16 protein-coding genes and 3 pseudogenes are annotated in these 16,988 nt (G+C 33.9%); 5 read left to right on the forward strand and 14 right to left on the reverse strand.

Going from position 1 to position 16,988, the window contains the following annotated elements; translation table 11 throughout:
* Positions 1-240 precede the first annotated feature (240 nt).
* The 4 genes and pseudogenes from AB1280_RS07065 to AB1280_RS07080 form a co-directional block, all read right to left on the reverse strand.
* On the reverse strand, positions 241-690 hold the full coding sequence (locus AB1280_RS07065; RefSeq protein WP_429755364.1) for a DUF6376 family protein: 450 nt from the start codon (positions 688-690) through the stop codon (positions 241-243).
* 463 nt (positions 691-1,153) lie between these two features.
* Positions 1,154-2,302 carry a serine hydrolase domain-containing protein gene (locus tag AB1280_RS07070; protein WP_429755365.1) on the reverse strand — a complete coding sequence of 383 codons (1,149 nt, stop codon included), beginning with the start codon at positions 2,300-2,302 and terminating at the stop codon, positions 1,154-1,156.
* Positions 2,303-3,357: 1,055 nt separating this feature from the next.
* A complete protein-coding gene (locus AB1280_RS07075; protein WP_429755366.1) occupies positions 3,358-3,927 on the reverse strand; it encodes a dihydrofolate reductase family protein in 570 nt (189 codons plus the stop codon).
* A gap of 347 nt (positions 3,928-4,274) precedes the next feature.
* Positions 4,275-4,501, reverse strand: a pseudogene (locus tag AB1280_RS07080) (SDR family oxidoreductase); the annotation flags it as partial.
* 109 nt (positions 4,502-4,610) lie between these two features.
* Between AB1280_RS07080 and AB1280_RS07085 the strand changes: the two are divergent.
* The 3 genes from AB1280_RS07085 (at position 4,611) to AB1280_RS07095 (ending at position 6,285) form a co-directional block, all read left to right on the forward strand.
* Positions 4,611-5,504, forward strand: coding sequence for a hypothetical protein (locus tag AB1280_RS07085; RefSeq protein WP_429755367.1), 894 nt, complete (start codon positions 4,611-4,613; stop codon positions 5,502-5,504).
* Between the two features lie 33 nt (positions 5,505-5,537).
* Positions 5,538-5,975: an ABA4-like family protein gene (locus tag AB1280_RS07090; protein ID WP_429755368.1), complete on the forward strand. Its 438-nt coding sequence runs from the start codon at positions 5,538-5,540 to the stop codon at positions 5,973-5,975.
* Positions 5,976-6,120: 145 nt separating this feature from the next.
* The gene (locus tag AB1280_RS07095; RefSeq protein WP_272189935.1) at positions 6,121-6,285 is read left to right on the forward strand and encodes a hypothetical protein; all 165 of its coding nucleotides are present in this window, start codon (positions 6,121-6,123) and stop codon (positions 6,283-6,285) included.
* 159 nt (positions 6,286-6,444) lie between these two features.
* Here AB1280_RS07095 and AB1280_RS07100 read toward each other — a convergent pair whose 3' ends face one another.
* The 5 genes and pseudogenes from AB1280_RS07100 to AB1280_RS07120 all read right to left on the reverse strand — a co-directional run bounded on the left by AB1280_RS07100 (position 6,445) and on the right by AB1280_RS07120 (position 9,269).
* Positions 6,445-6,642: a hypothetical protein gene (locus AB1280_RS07100; RefSeq protein WP_429755369.1), complete on the reverse strand. Its 198-nt coding sequence runs from the start codon at positions 6,640-6,642 to the stop codon at positions 6,445-6,447.
* 251 nt (positions 6,643-6,893) lie between these two features.
* Positions 6,894-7,571, reverse strand: coding sequence for a hypothetical protein (locus AB1280_RS07105; RefSeq protein WP_429755370.1), 678 nt, complete (start codon positions 7,569-7,571; stop codon positions 6,894-6,896).
* Positions 7,529-8,566, reverse strand: a pseudogene (locus AB1280_RS07110) (M56 family metallopeptidase). Before AB1280_RS07110 ends, AB1280_RS07105 begins: the two are co-directional and overlap by 43 nt.
* On the reverse strand, positions 8,563-8,961 hold the full coding sequence (locus tag AB1280_RS07115; protein ID WP_429755371.1) for a BlaI/MecI/CopY family transcriptional regulator: 399 nt from the start codon (positions 8,959-8,961) through the stop codon (positions 8,563-8,565). Before AB1280_RS07115 ends, AB1280_RS07110 begins: the two are co-directional and overlap by 4 nt.
* 173 nt (positions 8,962-9,134) lie before the next feature.
* Entirely contained in the window at positions 9,135-9,269 is a 135-nt protein-coding gene (locus AB1280_RS07120) for a YuzL family protein (protein WP_090911455.1), read from the reverse strand.
* 191 nt (positions 9,270-9,460) lie between these two features.
* On the opposite strand from AB1280_RS07120, the gene AB1280_RS07125 reads away from it, so the two are divergent.
* Positions 9,461-9,979, forward strand: a complete 519-nt coding sequence (locus AB1280_RS07125) for a DinB family protein (RefSeq protein WP_429755372.1) — start codon at positions 9,461-9,463, stop codon at positions 9,977-9,979.
* A gap of 237 nt (positions 9,980-10,216) precedes the next feature.
* Here the strand turns inward: AB1280_RS07125 and AB1280_RS07130 are convergent, their stop codons facing one another.
* The 5 genes and pseudogenes from AB1280_RS07130 to AB1280_RS07150 all read right to left on the reverse strand — a co-directional run bounded on the left by AB1280_RS07130 (position 10,217) and on the right by AB1280_RS07150 (position 16,115).
* Positions 10,217-11,479 carry an MFS transporter gene (locus tag AB1280_RS07130; protein WP_429755373.1) on the reverse strand — a complete coding sequence of 421 codons (1,263 nt, stop codon included), beginning with the start codon at positions 11,477-11,479 and terminating at the stop codon, positions 10,217-10,219.
* A gap of 50 nt (positions 11,480-11,529) precedes the next feature.
* The gene (locus tag AB1280_RS07135) at positions 11,530-12,264 is read right to left on the reverse strand and encodes an SDR family oxidoreductase (protein ID WP_429755374.1); all 735 of its coding nucleotides are present in this window, start codon (positions 12,262-12,264) and stop codon (positions 11,530-11,532) included.
* A gap of 409 nt (positions 12,265-12,673) precedes the next feature.
* Positions 12,674-13,726 (reverse strand): annotated as a pseudogene (locus AB1280_RS07140) (aminotransferase class V-fold PLP-dependent enzyme); the annotation flags it as partial.
* 13 nt (positions 13,727-13,739) lie between these two features.
* A complete protein-coding gene (gene plsY / locus AB1280_RS07145; RefSeq protein WP_429755375.1) occupies positions 13,740-14,288 on the reverse strand; it encodes a glycerol-3-phosphate 1-O-acyltransferase PlsY in 549 nt (182 codons plus the stop codon).
* A 360-nt stretch (positions 14,289-14,648) separates the two neighbouring features.
* Positions 14,649-16,115: an aminoacyl-histidine dipeptidase gene (locus AB1280_RS07150; RefSeq protein WP_429755376.1), complete on the reverse strand. Its 1,467-nt coding sequence runs from the start codon at positions 16,113-16,115 to the stop codon at positions 14,649-14,651.
* A gap of 401 nt (positions 16,116-16,516) precedes the next feature.
* Between AB1280_RS07150 and AB1280_RS07155 the strand changes: the two genes are divergently transcribed.
* Positions 16,517-16,981 (forward strand): hypothetical protein, encoded by a 465-nt coding sequence (locus AB1280_RS07155; RefSeq protein WP_429755377.1) that lies wholly within the window; start codon positions 16,517-16,519, stop codon positions 16,979-16,981.
* Positions 16,982-16,988 lie beyond the last annotated feature (7 nt).

Below are 16,988 nucleotides of genomic sequence, written 5' to 3' on the forward strand. Positions count from 1 at the left end.
TAGAGGTGATAAGGGGAAAATTTCCCCTTAATAGGGTAGTTTTTGAATCCCCTCTACAAAAGACTACGCACCACAATTAATAAAATAAGTGGATACAAATCTATCTTAGCTGGATAGTGATGTGGCGGGACTCCTATTTGGAGTATCGTTTTTTATATACAATAATTGGTGAATAACTGATTGTTATACCTTCAAATTAAAAAATCCCGTTATATATAACGGGATTTTTTCAGACTATATTTACTTACCTAAATTTTGAATCTTATCTTTTAAGTCTTGAATTTGTTGAATTGTCTGCATAAGCTCTGAGTTTTTGAATTGTTCTACATCCATTTTTCCTTCTTCTACCTTCTTCATAGTTGTATTAATTAATTCATTTAACTTTTCATTATATCTAACAATTTGCTGATGCATATCCTTTGCTACATCAGGAGGTGTCAATTCATTAAAAGTTGGAATATCCTTTTGGATTTCTCTGAGTCTAGTTTCTAATTCTTTGCGGGCGGCACCATCGTTGATTGATTTTTCTACTAATCCCGGCGCTTCATTTGCAAACGCACTCATTTCATTAACATAGTCTATTGCCTTTTGAGCATAGTTAATTGAATTCTTACCTTCTTCAATCATAGAGCAGCCTGTTAAACCAATTACCAGCATAAACATGAATAACAAAGCTTTTTTTATCGACATCTCTTCATCTCCCCTAAATTCGTACAAATCCACCTATTTACTGTTAACATTTAGAAAGTAAACGTCAAGTAACTCCAAAAAGGATAAATGACAGTTTTAAAATCATCTTACAGTTACCTCGTTCTATTATATTTTTTCTAGGTGTGTATTTCTTATTCTTTCATTATTACATCCAAATAGTATATGAACTATCCAATAACCTTACATTAATATTACATTTTTGTAAGGTTTTGTAAGTGAAGGTATAATAAGAGCTTATATATAGAGGTAGTATCACATGCCCATCAAGCAAAGCGAAAATCATACCCTCAAAATGAAAAACGCTATGCTTATCGTAAGAAGTTTACGATAAGCATAGCGTTCTTTCCTACTTTTAGGGAGGATTTTGTTTTATTAGCTTAATAGCGTTGGATTGCCGCTGGAATTCCAAAAACCCCAAAATTTATCCGGTTTTCCTTTTTGCCTACTTGCTAAATTCAGCAAGTAAAATATTTTTAAAGTTAGCTTTGCCCATACTGTTCAAATTGACGGCCAACGTATGCTTTCCTCCAAGTGTACCCCCAACAAGAGTGATAAACCCTGGAATACTACCTGTGTGTCCCCATATCGAGACACCGTTTGGAAGCTTAGTTTCATAGATTCCAAGACCATATCCACTGATTTCAGCACTTCCTGTAGGAACTGTAGTAAGCATTTGTTTTAATTGCTGTTCCTTCAGTAATTTGCCACTGAGTAAGTATGAGAAGAATTTGTTTAAGTCGTCAGCAGTAGAAATCATATCTCCAGCCGAGCTAGCTATACTTGGGTTATAATAAGTAACGTCTTTTAGCTCACTTGCTCCGTCTGGTTGGACATATCCACGGGCATGCTTGGTGCCTGGAATAACGCTTGAATTGCCAGGTAGGAATGTATTCGACAGCTCAAGCGGTTCAATAATCCGATTTTCAATCTCTTCTGCATAGCTGTTCCCGGTTACTTTTTCAATAAGGATACCCAGTATCACGTATCCTGTGTTTGAATAGGACCAGGCCTTTCCTGGGGCGAAGTCTGGAGGTAGAGAAAGTCCAATTTTCACTATTTCTTCAGCGGTATATGATTTTTTTGTATTCATCAAATCAACGCTTGGTGACTTTAAGTATTCAGCGATACCACTTGTATGGTTCAATATCTGCCGGATAGTAACCTGGTTACCATCATATCCGTTTCCTTGAATAACACCAGGCAACCATTTTTCGATGGAGTCGTCTAGATTCAGGCGGTTCTCTCCAGCTAATTGAAGTACAACCGTTGCGATGAACGTCTTCGTCACGCTGCCAATGCGAAAGCGAAAATCTGTTTTCATTGGTTGCTTGGTGCTCAAATTCGCTACCCCAGCGGCATAACCCCACGTTTTTCCATCCTCAGAAGTTTTAGCAAGTATCCCTGGGATTCCAAGTTGCAATGTATCCCTCATTGCTTGCTTGACGGAATTACGATCTCTTTGAGTGCTTGTTTGTAACGAACTAGATACATTTTCTGCTTTTACAATTGAGGTTGGCGATGTGTATAGCAGGGAACTTCCAGCTATTAAAAGGGCCAGACTTGCAAATGTAATTTTACTACGTATTTTCATAAAGCATTCCTCTCCTCTATTCATATTGTATAACTAACCACACAGCTATCATCTCCACTAATATCAAAAGTTCAACATTGAATTCGTAATTATCTTCATACTAGTTATTTTTACAAACACCATTCTGTCCTAACAAACGGTAAATCCCCTCTTTTTCCACATGTATGCTAACCCTAGAAATTACTTCTTTTCCTTGAAACACTCTTATTAACTGGTTTACTTTTCATATATACGTCATATCTTTTCCGCCTTTCACGTTTCGTTATATTTTTATCATATACAATGAAACTTTCTTTTTCCTTACCCATTCCTTACAAATTACTTACGTTCAAAATAGCTTCTATAACAGGGTAGAAAGAGAATATTTTCCAATGAATATATAATTACAACTTGACTTTCCAACACACAAGTCGCCGCCATGCTGAACAAAAAATAACCTTTTACTTTCTTTCTCTCTTTGTTTGAACTTCGCACGTGGAGGAAAAAGGCCCTGACCGCTTCTACGCTTGGCCAGACACTCTCGACCATCTAAAAAGAAAAGGTGTTTATGTCAGGCTTTTAATTTGAATTTATATATTAATCAAAAAGAAAAACAGAGGTTTTTCGCTTCTATGTTTCTTTTTTTTCGTCCTTTAACTATTATAGGATCGGTTTATTCTTAACAAGGGGAATTCCGGCTCTTTTCTAATGTAATTTTTCTTCTTGCCATACAACACAAATGACATTGTGCTGTATGAAACATTCCTAACGTTGTTAAAATGACAGACAGTTTAATTGTATACGAGTAACCCGAAGATGTAGCTTTGAAATAAAGTTTGAACAAAAATACCTTGCAAACCCTTATTTTACGATAAATAAAAAGAACCCATTAAAAAAAGATTGATCAAAATGGATTCTTCCTTATCAGATTTATATTTGGATTTTTATAAAAGAATTTAATCATTCTCTACTTATGTTATTCAAGAATCGCGCCTTATTGTTGACAAAGTGACAATTACTATCGAGTATTTCTTAATGATATTTATTGTATTTTATCTTTGGAATGTGCAATATTATTAATTCCCATTCAAATGATAGATTAGTTGCACAACACCAGAGGAGAACGTTCTTGTATGAACCATTTTTAAATTCAACCTCTGTTTTATATCAATAAACAACGGTTTTCCTTCTCCCAAAATAACAGGGTGAACAGATAATCTAAATTCATCAACAAGCCCTAAATTGATAAAAGTTGTAATAAGACTCGCTCCGCCATAAAGCCAGATGTCTTTACCAGGCTTATTCTTTAGTTTATTTACTTCTTCAAAAATATTATTATTTATGAATATTGCTTTATTATCAGTTCCTTTTTGCGTTCTGGAAAACACATATTTTTTCTTATTATGAACCGACCGCCAAATTTCCTTTTCAGTACTAGTATCTTCAATTTCTGGAGTAAATTGTCCCCATAAATCGTAGCTTTTTCTTCCATATAAAATAGTATCAATTTGATTTAAAAAATGAATAAACCCCATCTCAGAGTCCATGATGCACCAATCAACTTCCCCATTTTCCCCTTCAATAAAACCATCTAAAGTAACTGCTAAATCTAAAATGATTCTTCTTGCTCTTGCGTTATTTGGCATAATTCTTCCTCCCTTTAATCATTTAGATATTGTTTCTCCCGCCAATTTTTTATATTTTCATTATTTACAGTATTTATTTCTGAATAAAGTTACTAATGTTATTACACTATCCTGCCCTTTAACGTAACAACTTATCGTCACTCAAAATCAGCTGTTCTTTTCCTTTTCACTATAAAAACATCCCTTTAGATTACCATCTCCAAAGGATAGAGCATCGCATCTTTTTGATAAACATCGTAACTTTATTTCAAATTCACATGTAATAAAGTTCTATTCGGTAAGAAAATAAAGAAAGCGCTGATATATCAAAATGGAAAGATAGCTACTCTTTCTTTATAAATGTATGACTAGGTTTTATAGCTAATCCCTTCCTTTACTTGCTTTACCTTGTATTGGAAGCTTTTCGTAGAGGAAACACCGTCTACAACAAGGTTACTACCTGTAACAAAATCATTTTCTTTAACTGTTAAATAAAGACATGCTTGTGCAATATCCTTTGGTTTTCCTACACACTTTGATAGATGCTGTTCATGTCATGATCAATTGCACTTAATTTTGCATAGTCCTCTGTTTCACCCAAGTAGTAACAGTGCTGCCTTTTTTATTCATATTTTATTTATTTGTTAATAAAATATGAAAGTCATTTCCCTTAAAAGAAATCATGAGAAAGGAATGATCAATTGATGAAGGCAGGCAATCAAAAGATCGACACAGTGCCGGGGATGAAGCTCTTTGATGGAGAAAATCTGCTCGTAATTATTAGCATGCTTGGCTTTGTGCTTGCAGTTGGTATTGCGGTATATATCAGACTATACGGGACAATCGTTTTTCCAGAAGGCGACTTGGAGCGAGCGTTTTCTTTCAATGCCGCGATCGCATTGTTTATTTTGTCCATAGCAGCCATTTTACCGATAGCAGGGCTGAGTTCCCGCAAACGGGCAGCTATTCGTTGGACTTTCACACTGACAACTCTATATGCCTATGCGGTCGAAACAATCCAGCATTTTCGCGGGATTAATCCACGGTTTACGCGTGCCGGCTCTGCTATCGATTCGATTGCCGGCACTTTGTTCGGACTTGATTCGCTATTGATCATCATCGTAACAGTACTGCTTGCCATCCCGTTTTATCGCAAAAGACAGACGAATGAACGTCCGCTGTTAGTATTGGGCATCCGCTATGCACTTTTCTCGGCCATTATTGCCTTTTCCTCAGGAATATGGATGATCGCGCTGCAAAGCCGATATGTGGGCGAGACAGGAAACTTAATTGTCCTTCATGGGCTCAGCTTTCATGCTTTGCAAGCACTAACGTTGCTAGGATGGGTATCGGAGCGGGCATATACATGTAGTAGGCATGCCCTGCGGCGAATTCATTTTGGAAGTTTCGCCTGGACACTTTCCATCGTACTGATTGGTTTACAAACCATCCTCGGACGTTCCGTTTTTGAACTGACAGTGCTGCCGGTTCTTTCTGGCGCCATGCTGCTCATTTGGCTTGCCATATTCGTTTCCGCTGTATTTAAACTGCTGAGACCGAAACCGATGTCTGCCAATCCATCATCACATAGAAATTAAAACAATATTTTCCTGGAGAGGGGAATTATAACGATGTATGAAAAGTTGTTTGCTCTTGCGGGCATAGCTATACTGCTCTGGCTTCTTTTGATACTGTTACCGACGTGGCGAGTCACAAGGTTTCTCGCGGGCATAGCCATTTTTCCTATGTATCTCGCTACACTTTATGCTATTGGGATCATCATGGTTATCGTAGAATCAGGCTTTGGATTCGTTCAAGATTTCGGGTCAGCGGAGGGTGTCATCCGACTGTTATCCAAATCGGACTTTGCCTTACTCGTCTGGCTTCATTTACTTTGTTTCGATCAGGCAATCGGCCATTACGTTTATAGGGATAACATGGAACATCGGTATGTATCTATACCGTTGCAGTCTATACTCTTATTCCTTATCCTAATGTTCGGCCCGCTTGGGTTGTTATGTTATCTTGTGCTACGGCAGGTAAGGAAACGGAACAAGATAACTTTATAAAACTAAGTAAGCTATCGAAAGTATAACGTTCTTTTTGAGCTTTTTATAAGTAGAGATATTATAAGAAGATATTTTTAACAAATATATATAAAACATCAAAAGAGATAGTCCCTAAAAAATTCACATAATGTAAGGAGAAATAAAAATGGACTCTAAACAGAAAGACTATAATGTTGAATATCAATGTCCTAAAGGAGTTGTATATTACAAAAAAGTACAAGCGAGTGATGTTAAAGAAGCAAAACAACAAATATTAACTCAACAACCTGACATGAAAATTAGGGCTGTTAACCTTATTGATTCTGAATAAACGAAAATAGCTAGAGTTGAAATATATAACTACTACGAGCTCTAGCTATTTTTTGCTTCATTCACATAACTAATGTTAGCGGAAGTTAATCATACTATTTTTCAACTTGCCTTATAAACGCAGATACGTTTCCTAGACAACAAGATCCTTGAGGATTATTTACTTCGCATCTTTAATATGCATTGATATCTCTTGTACAGCTTGGCTCTTACCAGTTTGCTTTATTTCTTCACGAATACGTGCTCGTGTCCAATTAAAGCAGTAATAAGCAGGCACATCTTCTTCTATATCTTTTTGAAAAAGAGGAACTTTAAGATCGTTTTTGATAAATACTTGCTGTTCTTCATTAAAGTACACTACACTACATTACATTCTTGCTCTGTACAAAAATAATATGTTTTATCATTTTGATGTAAATATAGTTGTTTCATCCCAGAAGAATCACGCAAATAAAAATAGACTCTGTTTACACACAGTCTATTATGGATAATTATTTTTTTGGAAAATCATCTTGAAAATACCTCTCTATTAACACGAAATAATAGTATACATACGCTCTTTATCTTACCAATCAATACTCTCTTCTTTTAGAGAATTTCATTCTTATCTTATTTTGTTACAGGTGGCAATGCTGAATATTCTTCATCTTTTACAGTCAATGTTTCTTGTTTTTTTAACATAAATAACTTATCACCAACTCCGTAGCATTTCCCTTCATCAGTTAACCAAATAAAACGAAGAGCTACTTTTGCAGTTTCTCCTTCAAAATCTGGCAAATTCACTACATGATCCAAATGTAATATAGGATCTTGATAGGGATGCTCGTTTTGATAAGGTTGTTTCCATGTATATGTATTCCCCTTGTCATCCTTCAATTTTCCTAAAGTAAATACTGGCCATGGGTTCTTTCTACTAAAAGAAGCATTCATTTTATATTTTCTAGGGAGTGGACTTACTTCTATTGTTTCGTTTGCAAAAGATTGGTCAATATCAATATCATTTGTTTGAAGTTGCCCTTTGTAAAATTCTCCTTTTTTCGATTGATTCCAAAATACCTCTTTAAATAAACTACGATGAGTTTCTGTTGGTAAGACAACGGTATGGCGCTCTTTCTTTGTTTTTTTCGAAATATCTGTGATACTAAGTCCAGGATCTGGTGCTTCTTCATCCATACTTATTTGTCTGTCGTTTTGATTTTCTCCAAATAACTTTTTAGCTTTTTGAGTAGGTTCTTCTGCATTCACTAATGAAATCGCTGATATGGAAATAACAGCAGTAATCCCCAATAGCGACCAACAATACGATTTTTTTGAAATTGTTTAATCATCACAATTCTCCTTTTTAGTGCCAGCTTGTTCCTTGTTAAATTTGCTAAGCTAGGAATCTGATAACGATCTGAATAGTCTTCTAATAGATTGATAATTGTATACCCATAATCAATTCTCTGTTTAAAATCGATATATGTAAGTGCAAGTGCATCGCATGCAATTTCTTGATCTTCGCGCATTCGGTAATATGCATACCAAAGAATTGGATTAAACCAATGCAAAATAAGTAAACTATTCATCAAGCAATTCATGCCAACGTCTTTTCGTTTCACATGTGCTAATTCATGATAGAAAATAAAACGCAGTTGATCATCATCTAGCGTTCTCATATGATTTTCAGATAACAAGATTCTCGGTTTTATAAACCCAAGAACTGTTGGACTTGAAATGTTACCAGATACAACTATAGGAATATTTCGTTTAATTGACATTGTACGTTTACATTGCTCAAAAAGATTCATAATTCTTTTATCAGTAATAAGGGGTTGTATTTTTATGTACTTATAAACACGTTTGTTTAATACGATCATAAAACCTCCAAAACCAACAACTCCAAACAACCACACATATAATCCAATTTTGTAAATTGAAATGTAATCTGTATGTTGCGATTTTGATTGGTTAAATGACCCTTTTCCCCCTTCAATAGTGACTGCTTCACCGGAAATATTTGTCTTTTCATAATTCACATTAGAAACATTGACAGTAGGAGTAATCTCACGATTAGGTACGAAGACGTTATATATACTATACGAACTTTAAGGTGCAGACGGTAAAAGTAACCGAAAAATAACGATAATCCATACTATATACTGCCATCTTGGCGTTAACTTGTTTTTAAGCACAAGTTTAATAAATAAAATGATTCCAACTAAAATACTAGCCATTAATGAAGATTCAAATATCCAATTGAAAACATGCATAAGTCGACTATTTAAAATTTCTATACTCATCGTTCTTTTCTTCGATCAGCTTCACTTTTATCATCAAGAATACGCTTAAGTTCATTAATTTCTTCTTGAGAAAGCTTTTCTTCCTTTAAGAAGTTTACAAGTAGTGGTTTTAATGCTGCACCATAAAAACGTTTAAGAAATGATTTTGTTTCTACTTGCAAATAATGATCTTGAGAAACTAAAGGAATATATGTATACATTTTTCCGATTTCTTGATGGGCCAATATCGCTTCTTTTTGCACCAACCTGTTAATTAACGTTCGGATTGTTTTTGGACTCCAGTCCATTTTCCCTTCAAGATCTTTAATAATTTCATTTGCTGTTTGAGGCGCTTTTGACCAAAGAACTTTCATTATTTCCAACTCAGCTTCAGATATTTTAGGAATTTCTTTCATATGTATGCTTTCTCCTTTCTGATATTACAAATGTAGTCTAATAAATATATTACGTTTGTAGTCTGATATTGTCAACCATATTTTGGGCATGAAAACAAGTGCAATTTTCATCTTAAAATTGCACTTGTTTAACATAAAAGCTTTTTCAACAACGAAAAAATAACTAATTATAATTAACTACGTTTTTGCCTCTTATTTGATGAAGGAACTTTAGCGGAACCTGTTTCGCTCGTAGTCGTTCCTTGACCTTCAACTTGAGAAGAGCCAAGACCTGCTCTTGAAGGATCCTGTTTAATTTTTCGACCCATTTTGCTCACCTCCAACGTTACTTTTTGCTTTGAGACGTGAAACTATACAGGGCAAAGGAAAAGATCCCCCTTTTCTCTTAATAAACCGCTTTTTCATAGTTTCTAACAGGAAAGTCATAAACGTTGGTTGTATATTTAAAGTAAGCTATTTCTTTATAATTTGAATTCAACTGAAACTGGAGGAATTTTTAATGAAGCATTCTGTCTTACAAACTTATAATTATCACGTTTGGGCTAACAAAAGGCTTTTTGAACACTTAAAGACATTACCAGGGGACGTTTGGTCTACAAAAATACAAAGTGTATTCCCTACTATTTCACAAACGTTTATACATATGTATATTGCTGATACAATCTGGCTAGGTACTTTATTAGGAAAACCTTTTGATGAGATGAAGACATCTGCCATACAGCTTACAGAAAAAATAAAAGATACAACTCTTCAAGAAATGGAACAATTATTTTTTACTTTATCCGAAGATTATCAAGGTTTTTTCGCCCGTGAAGAAAACTTTGAGAAAGTCATTTCACCTGAACATCCTCACTTTGGACGATTAGACACGAACGCCTTTGAATTGATTCAACATGTTGTGAATCATGGGACATATCATCGCGGGAATATAACGGCTATGTTAAGACAGCTAGGTTATACAGGAACTTCGACTGATTATATTTTTTATTTGTATGCAATGTATGGAGAAAATAAATAATTTTTATTTTTTATAAACAAAAATATATAATAAGCAATTGCAACTGAATATCTAAACATTTATATTTATTAGAGGAATTTGAATTCTAAATACAGACAAAATAAGGCAGATCATCATTCATCTATTTTGAATGATGATCTGCCTTATTCTGTTGAAGTAAAATTTTTTAGTACTCTAGTTAAATACAATCTTCCTAAAGAAGTTGTATATCTTCACTGAAAGTATATGTAAATCCTTCTAACAAGAACGTTCTATACTTGGTTGCTTTCCAACAGGTTCAGTCAATTTGTTTGTGTAGTATGAAATTAACCAATATAAGCTCACAATCACACAAAGCAAACCAAATAATAGCCCGACACATTGAGGACTAATGTAGCTTAGCAAAATACCAGTGAAAAAAGTAGACAGTTGCATAAAAGAGGAATACGTAACAGTATGAAAAGTAAAAACCCGCCCTAACATTTCATTAGGTGTATATTTTTGAAGCAGTGTACTATCTATAGGAGAGATTAATCCTCCAGCTGCTCGCATAATAAATAATAAAATTACACCTAACCATAATTGGCTCGAAATGATAAAAAATACGAAAAATAACCCTTGAATAAGATAGGCCCATCCAAACACTTTTTTCATTTTGTTTGTATTTGTACTATAATATTTAGCAACAATCCAACTCCCAAATAATGTACCTAACCCTTGAGTTGAATAAAGTATCCCAATACCAATATCTTCTGGATGAAAAATTTTAGTAGCATATATGATGATTAGTACTTGATAGGCCCCTGCTACAATTCCCCAAGACATACCAACAAACACTAAAGCTGATACAATCTTATTTTGTAAAATAAATCTAAATCCTTCTACTATACTTTGCATGTAAGTCGTCTGCTGTGATTGAGTGCTGTTTTTTATTAAAGGAATTGCAGTAAATGATACGATTAAAGCACAAAGAAAAAAGGATAAAGAATCAATTAAAAAAGCAAATTTATAAGAAATCAATGCCGTTAATGCCCCGCCTAATGAAGCACCCAAAATTCCCATCGCTCCATAAATCACATTAGAAAGAGAATTAGCTATAGCAAGATCATTCTCATGGACTATGGCAGGTATAATTGTTTGCCTTGCTGGGGTGAAAAATATACTTGTTACTGAGTTCAAAATAGTCAGTATAAACAAAGCTGGTAGATAATTTGAAAAAGGAATCGCCAATATAATTAAGCATCCCCTAAAAAGATCTGTTATTATCATTATTTTTTTCTTATTAAAGCGGTCTATAAAGACTCCTACAAAAGGGCTGAACAAAAGCCTCGGCAAGGCTCCTGCTAACAATATCATGCTAACTACTTGAGGTGAATTAGTAGTTTTATATATGAATCCCATAAGGGCTACAGAGTAAAACCAATCACCCAATGTACTGATAGATAATGCAAAAAATAAATTTCTAAATGGAATGTTATTTTTTAATAAATCTTTATATGTTAAAGGAGGATTTTTCGTCATTCTTTACACCTTCTTATTCATTAACACCAATCATTATTCAACCAGTGAATTTAGCAAACCCTAGGACAAGTAAGGGATTTTCCATTATCATTTGATGTAATGCTAAGCATATACGGAACAGCAACATGTGACCAAGCCTCGGCAGTTGGAGAACTCGATACATACTCTGGTGCACATGATTGTAGCATCGAAGTATAAATGCCTCCACCTGGATCTAGTGCAACTACTGCCAGTTCTTTCGGCAATTCTAGTGCCATTGATTGAGTTAAACCCTCTATAGCAAACTTGGAAGCGCAATATGGTGCAAGTTCTGCCTCACCGAAACGTCCCCAACTTGAACTAATATTGATTATGATCCCTCGTTTATTATGAATCATAGCTGGTACAAATGCCCGTATCACATTGACTACACCATTCACATTGATGTTCATAACATTTGCAAATTCTTTCGAAGAAATAGTCCAAAGCGTTGCATTTTTATTTACAATAGAGGCATTATTAATAAGTAAATCTGGTGCACCGTATCGCTGAAGAATATATTCTCCCCAAGCTTTAACAGCCTTATCGTCCGAAACATCAATGGATTGAAAATCATGTTTGTTGTCAAATTGTCTCTTGACTTGTTCTATCTTACTTTTGGAACGACCACATCCAACAATCAACCAACCTAGTACATAAAAACGGTCAATTAATGACCGACCTAATCCTTGCGTTATCCCAGTGATTACCACAAGTTTTTTATTATTTTCTCTATCCAATTGTTTTCTCTCTCTCCCTTCCAACATTTTGATTCTTAAATTTATTTTACATTTTTTCAATTAATAATACTTGCTACATATTGACTAGATTTTTTACAACTTTAGTAGTAGGTTACATATTTTTATAAATATGATAATTCTTTTAAAACTCGACACCTTTAAGATAACCAAAATAAGGTCTCTCAAAATTCCCTTTTAAAAAAGAACACCCACAAAGAAAATACATTTCTCTGTGGGTGTTCTTTTTTTTGTATATTTTTTTCTTGAAACAAGCGTTTTTTTTCCACTTGTTTCAAGAAGGTATAAGCGATAACTATCAGTTCGAGCTCAGTTTTTCGTTGAATGTGCATACAAATAATTTACTCCCATATGTCACATCCCTTTTTTGCTTAAAGTTATTAGTTCAAATAACTATTTTTAATAATTAGGCTGAATATACCCTAATTTTATTCCTTTTGATTGAACTAATACAGTCTACACACATTCTCGTATTATAGTGCTTACATATTTCTTTTAAATTCAGGAGATTGTTCAGCATACCTGTCGATGTCTCATGATGTACAAACCAAAGCCATTCATATTTTTTATTGGCGAGAATTTGCTCAACTTCTTCATATGAAAATGGTTCACCAAATTCTTTTTTGTATGTATGAAAAGACAAACTTGCTCTTTTCACATGCTGAATTAACCGATTTCCAAATTCCCGGTTTGTTAAGACCAGCCCTTTTCCCTTCAATGCTTGCAGCTGCATAGCAATTGCATCGTTCGCTAATGTACCGGTACCAAGCAAAATTTGCACTTGTTCAGCTTTTGTCATTTGCAGCAAGCACTTCTTTACATTTGTCATTGTGACAGCAAATTGATTTGAGCGATGTGAGATTGGTACAGAAGCAAAAGCTTTTTGCACATTGGTGGCAATTTCTACAGGGCCAGGCAAAAATGTATATTTTTTCACAATAAGGCTTGCAATTGGTGACTGCTGAAAGATTGCTGGAGTAATATACATCGGCTGAAATGCTGCTTCTCTCGTGCCAACCAACTTGTAAAAAGGACGAAAACCCATTTGCTTGTATATAGAAAGCTGCCGCGTCGTACCTGATATGATTGCCATATCATATCCATTTAAATGTAAATAACGATATAGAAACCGCACCAATCCTAGAAATGCCCGCCCAGTTCGATATTCTTTTTCCACAGCTAACAAACGGATTTCATATATTTTATTTACCTGTTCTGGTAAGTGATAATCTAAATCTTGAATTTTGTGATCGAGAGAAAATGGTCGATTGTCTCGTACTGCAACCATTCCAACCAACTTTTCATCATTTAAACAGATCAAATATGTATTTTCTTCATGAAACAGATCAACTCGCAGTTTACTTTCAATCTGTTCGTGCTGCGGAATTTCTTCTACAAATGTTTTATAATTCAGTTTATGTATTTGCTCAAATTCCTGTGGACTATCTGCAATTTTGTAAATTACCCCCATATTGCGCACTCCTTTATCTTTTTCTATGTGCATATAAAATTAATAAAATAAGAAAGATACTTAACCCAATTGCAGTAGTACTATAATGAAAAAAGAACATACACAGAGGTACACATGCAATGGTAATTAAACCCGCTTTTGTGAAACTTCTAATTAAGACATATAGAATAAGAAAAATGACAACAAGAGGAAGTACTAATAGCGGATTGAATACAAGAAACCCACTTATGAATGTTGAAACCCCTTTCCCGCCTTTAAATTGAAACCAAATTGGATATAAATGTCCAGTCACTACAGCAAGCAGGGAGAGTATAAGATAACTAGAGTCTGCTGATAAAAAACTTGCTGTAAAAACAACAATCGCACCTTTTACACTATCACCTATAAATGTAATAACGAAGTAGCTTTTTCCGTATAAACGTCCCATATTTCTTGCACCTGGATTGCAACTTCCTTGCTCGCGAATATCTACATCATATTTGAATTTAATAATAAAATATGCCGTTAATATACTTCCTAACATATAAGCGAATAACAAATAACACAGCTTATATATGACCATGGTTTTATCAACGCCCTCTATCTATAACAGATTTCTTATTTTCAACTACGCTTTGTGACTTTCTGTATGTTAACACATTTTAATTATACCAAATATTAGTACTTTCCCCTTTTAATTATTTTAAAATCGAACAAAAAATAGAGATGTAATCGGCACCTCTATTCCTAATTTTTAATTCATTGCAAGTTAATATAGACGTTTTGCATAGATCTCTTACAGCTGTAAATCCTCTTTTTTCATATTTTTTATATTATTTTTTAAATACGGTATGTGAAATTATAAAAGAAGTCTTGTTATTACCGCAGCAAACAAAAGAGATGCTTTCAATGAATAAGCATCTCTTTCCTCTCTTAAATACGTTTAAACTAATGACTTTGCTTCTCGCAATACTTCAATAAAATACTCCCAGTTATTCACTACAGATGGAATACTTACATGCTCATCTGGTGTATGAACATGAAACATATCTGGTCCAAGTGAAATCGCATCTAGTCCTGGAATTTTCTCCATAAATACACCGCACTCAATTCCGGCATGAACTGCAAAAACCTCTACATCTGTGCCATATTTTTCTTTATGCACCTTTTCAAACAAGCTGCGAATTGAAGAATTTGGATTATATGGCCATTCTGGATACTCAGATTCTTTTTCAAACTGCGCTCCCACTACTTCTGCGATATGCTTAATTTCATTTACAATATGTTGCTTTAAGCTTTTCACAGAACTTCTTACTTCGTTTCTTAATTTAATTTCATTATGTAACGTTTCAACAACACCTAAGTTTGTAGAACTTTCCACTAGTCCTTTTATCTCCATGCTCATGCTTTGAATACCATTAGGGATTAAGAATAATGAAGAGATAAGCTGTTTTTGTGTTTCTTTTGCAAATACACTTCCAATTGTTTCTTCTAACTTCGTAAATGAAACATGCACATCAGGGTCTACAGCGCGTAGTTCTTCTTGTAAAATGCTTGTCCACTCTTTCACTTTCTCTTCTACTTTTTGCACATCACTTTCAGAAAGTAAAATCGTTGCTACACTTTCACGCGGGATCGCATTTGTTTTTAATCCACCATGAACGTCACTCATAGAAAATACAATTTCATTGAATAAATCATAAAGGACTCTACCTAAAATTTTATTGGCATTTCCTCTTTCTTTATCAATTTCCATGCCAGAATGTCCACCTTTTAATCCGCCAACAAAAAGACGATACGGTAATACGTTAGCTGGTGTTTCTTCCCAAACAATAGAAATTGTTTCAACCGCTTTCGCGCCGCCCGCACTACTTACTAACAATTTATGATCTTCTTCTGAATCAAGATTAATAAAGATTTTACCGCTAAAATAGCTAGGGTCAACAGCAAAAGCGCCGCCCATCGTTGTCTCTTCTTCTGTCGTAATCACGACTTCAAGAGCAGGATGTGGAATATCAGTTGCGTCTAATAAGGATAATGCATATGCAACCGCAATCCCATTATCCGCACCTAACGTCGTATGATTTGCATACAGCATTTCCCCCACAATTCGTAATTGAATTGGGTCTTTCTCAAAGTCATGAACAGTTGCTTGATTCTTTTCACATACCATATCCATATGCCCCTGCATAATAATCGTTGGCACATTCTCATATCCAGCTGTTGCTGGCTTCTTAATAATGACATTTAGTGCATGATCTTGTACAACTTCTAAATTTCTCTCTTGCGCAAATTTGACTAAATAATCACTAATTTCTTTCTCATTTCCCGATCCTCTTGGAATCTTTGAAATTTCTGCAAAATGATGAAATACAGGATGTTGTACTAGTTCTTCTATATTGTTATACATCTGCTTCTCCTCTTTTCAGTTATAATAAAATAACAACTTTATATAAGTATTGTACCATTTCCAATCGATATATAAGCTATTTTCTCATCGTTTTATACTTATTAAAAAAATACTGAGAAAAATTCGAAAAAGATATATCGTATTGTTCCATTAAAAAATCCACTAGATTGAACTTTATTGATACAATTATATTCTTTCTTCTATCTTCACCTTATCTTATAAAATAAAAATTTAATTTGTATGTGTTTTCTTTGTTTATTTTGGATTTGTAGTATAGTATTCGCCTAGTTTCTAAAATTTAATCATATGTAATTATCATCTTAAGAAAACTAATAATTGTTTGGTTAAAATTGTATATATAGTTACATAATGGTATATTAAAAGAAAAAGGAGATAGAAAAATGAAACGATTACTCTACTATTCATTTGCAATTATGCTAATTTTCAATCTAATCGGTTGTTCTTCGAATACTTCAAAAACATCTGAAACAAATGACTCAACAGAATTGATGATATTGAAAGATGCCGAAATAGAGAATATAAAATTATTAAAATCACAAACTGCTAAAGAAGATTTCATAATTACCAAACATCAAACTTCAGATGATTCCTTAATCAAAGATATTGTCCGAACAATAAAAGATGGTTCACCAATTACATCTCATTTAAATGAAAAGGCCAAAAAATCTTTAAACAGAGAAATGGAAGTTAACTTTAAAAACGGTTCAACAGAAACTCTTTTCATCTTAATTAATGATAAAAAAGAGATTTCTGTAATAAAAGAATCCGGTGATGGTTATAAACTTAAAAATGATGCTCCTAAGTTAGTAGTTGATTTCTTCTTTAAAAAAGAAGTAAATTTATAATAATTAA

It is taken from the genome of Bacillus sp. S10(2024), assembly GCF_050473865.1.
Classification (GTDB): domain Bacteria; phylum Bacillota; class Bacilli; order Bacillales; family Bacillaceae_G; genus Bacillus_A.

Bases quoted from the DNA above. Each gene is read 5' to 3' on its own strand.
- AB1280_RS07125 (WP_429755372.1), top strand. From the start codon at position 9,461: ATGAAGCATTCTGTCTTACAAACTTATAATTATCACGTTTGGGCTAAC.
- AB1280_RS07085 (WP_429755367.1), top strand. From the start codon at position 4,611: ATGAAGGCAGGCAATCAAAAGATCGACACAGTGCCGGGGATGAAGCTC.
- AB1280_RS07065 (WP_429755364.1), bottom strand. From the start codon at position 690: ATGTCGATAAAAAAAGCTTTGTTATTCATGTTTATGCTGGTAATTGGT.
- AB1280_RS07075 (WP_429755366.1), bottom strand. From the start codon at position 3,927: ATGCCAAATAACGCAAGAGCAAGAAGAATCATTTTAGATTTAGCAGTT.
- AB1280_RS07095 (WP_272189935.1), top strand. From the start codon at position 6,121: ATGGACTCTAAACAGAAAGACTATAATGTTGAATATCAATGTCCTAAA.
- AB1280_RS07115 (WP_429755371.1), bottom strand. From the start codon at position 8,961: ATGAAAGAAATTCCTAAAATATCTGAAGCTGAGTTGGAAATAATGAAA.
- AB1280_RS07070 (WP_429755365.1), bottom strand. From the start codon at position 2,302: ATGAAAATACGTAGTAAAATTACATTTGCAAGTCTGGCCCTTTTAATA.
- AB1280_RS07155 (WP_429755377.1), top strand. From the start codon at position 16,517: ATGAAACGATTACTCTACTATTCATTTGCAATTATGCTAATTTTCAAT.
- AB1280_RS07135 (WP_429755374.1), bottom strand. From the start codon at position 12,264: ATGTTGGAAGGGAGAGAGAGAAAACAATTGGATAGAGAAAATAATAAA.
- AB1280_RS07120 (WP_090911455.1), bottom strand. From the start codon at position 9,269: ATGGGTCGAAAAATTAAACAGGATCCTTCAAGAGCAGGTCTTGGCTCT.
- AB1280_RS07090 (WP_429755368.1), top strand. From the start codon at position 5,538: ATGTATGAAAAGTTGTTTGCTCTTGCGGGCATAGCTATACTGCTCTGG.
- plsY (WP_429755375.1), bottom strand. From the start codon at position 14,288: ATGGTCATATATAAGCTGTGTTATTTGTTATTCGCTTATATGTTAGGA.
- AB1280_RS07130 (WP_429755373.1), bottom strand. From the start codon at position 11,479: ATGACGAAAAATCCTCCTTTAACATATAAAGATTTATTAAAAAATAAC.
- AB1280_RS07150 (WP_429755376.1), bottom strand. From the start codon at position 16,115: ATGTATAACAATATAGAAGAACTAGTACAACATCCTGTATTTCATCAT.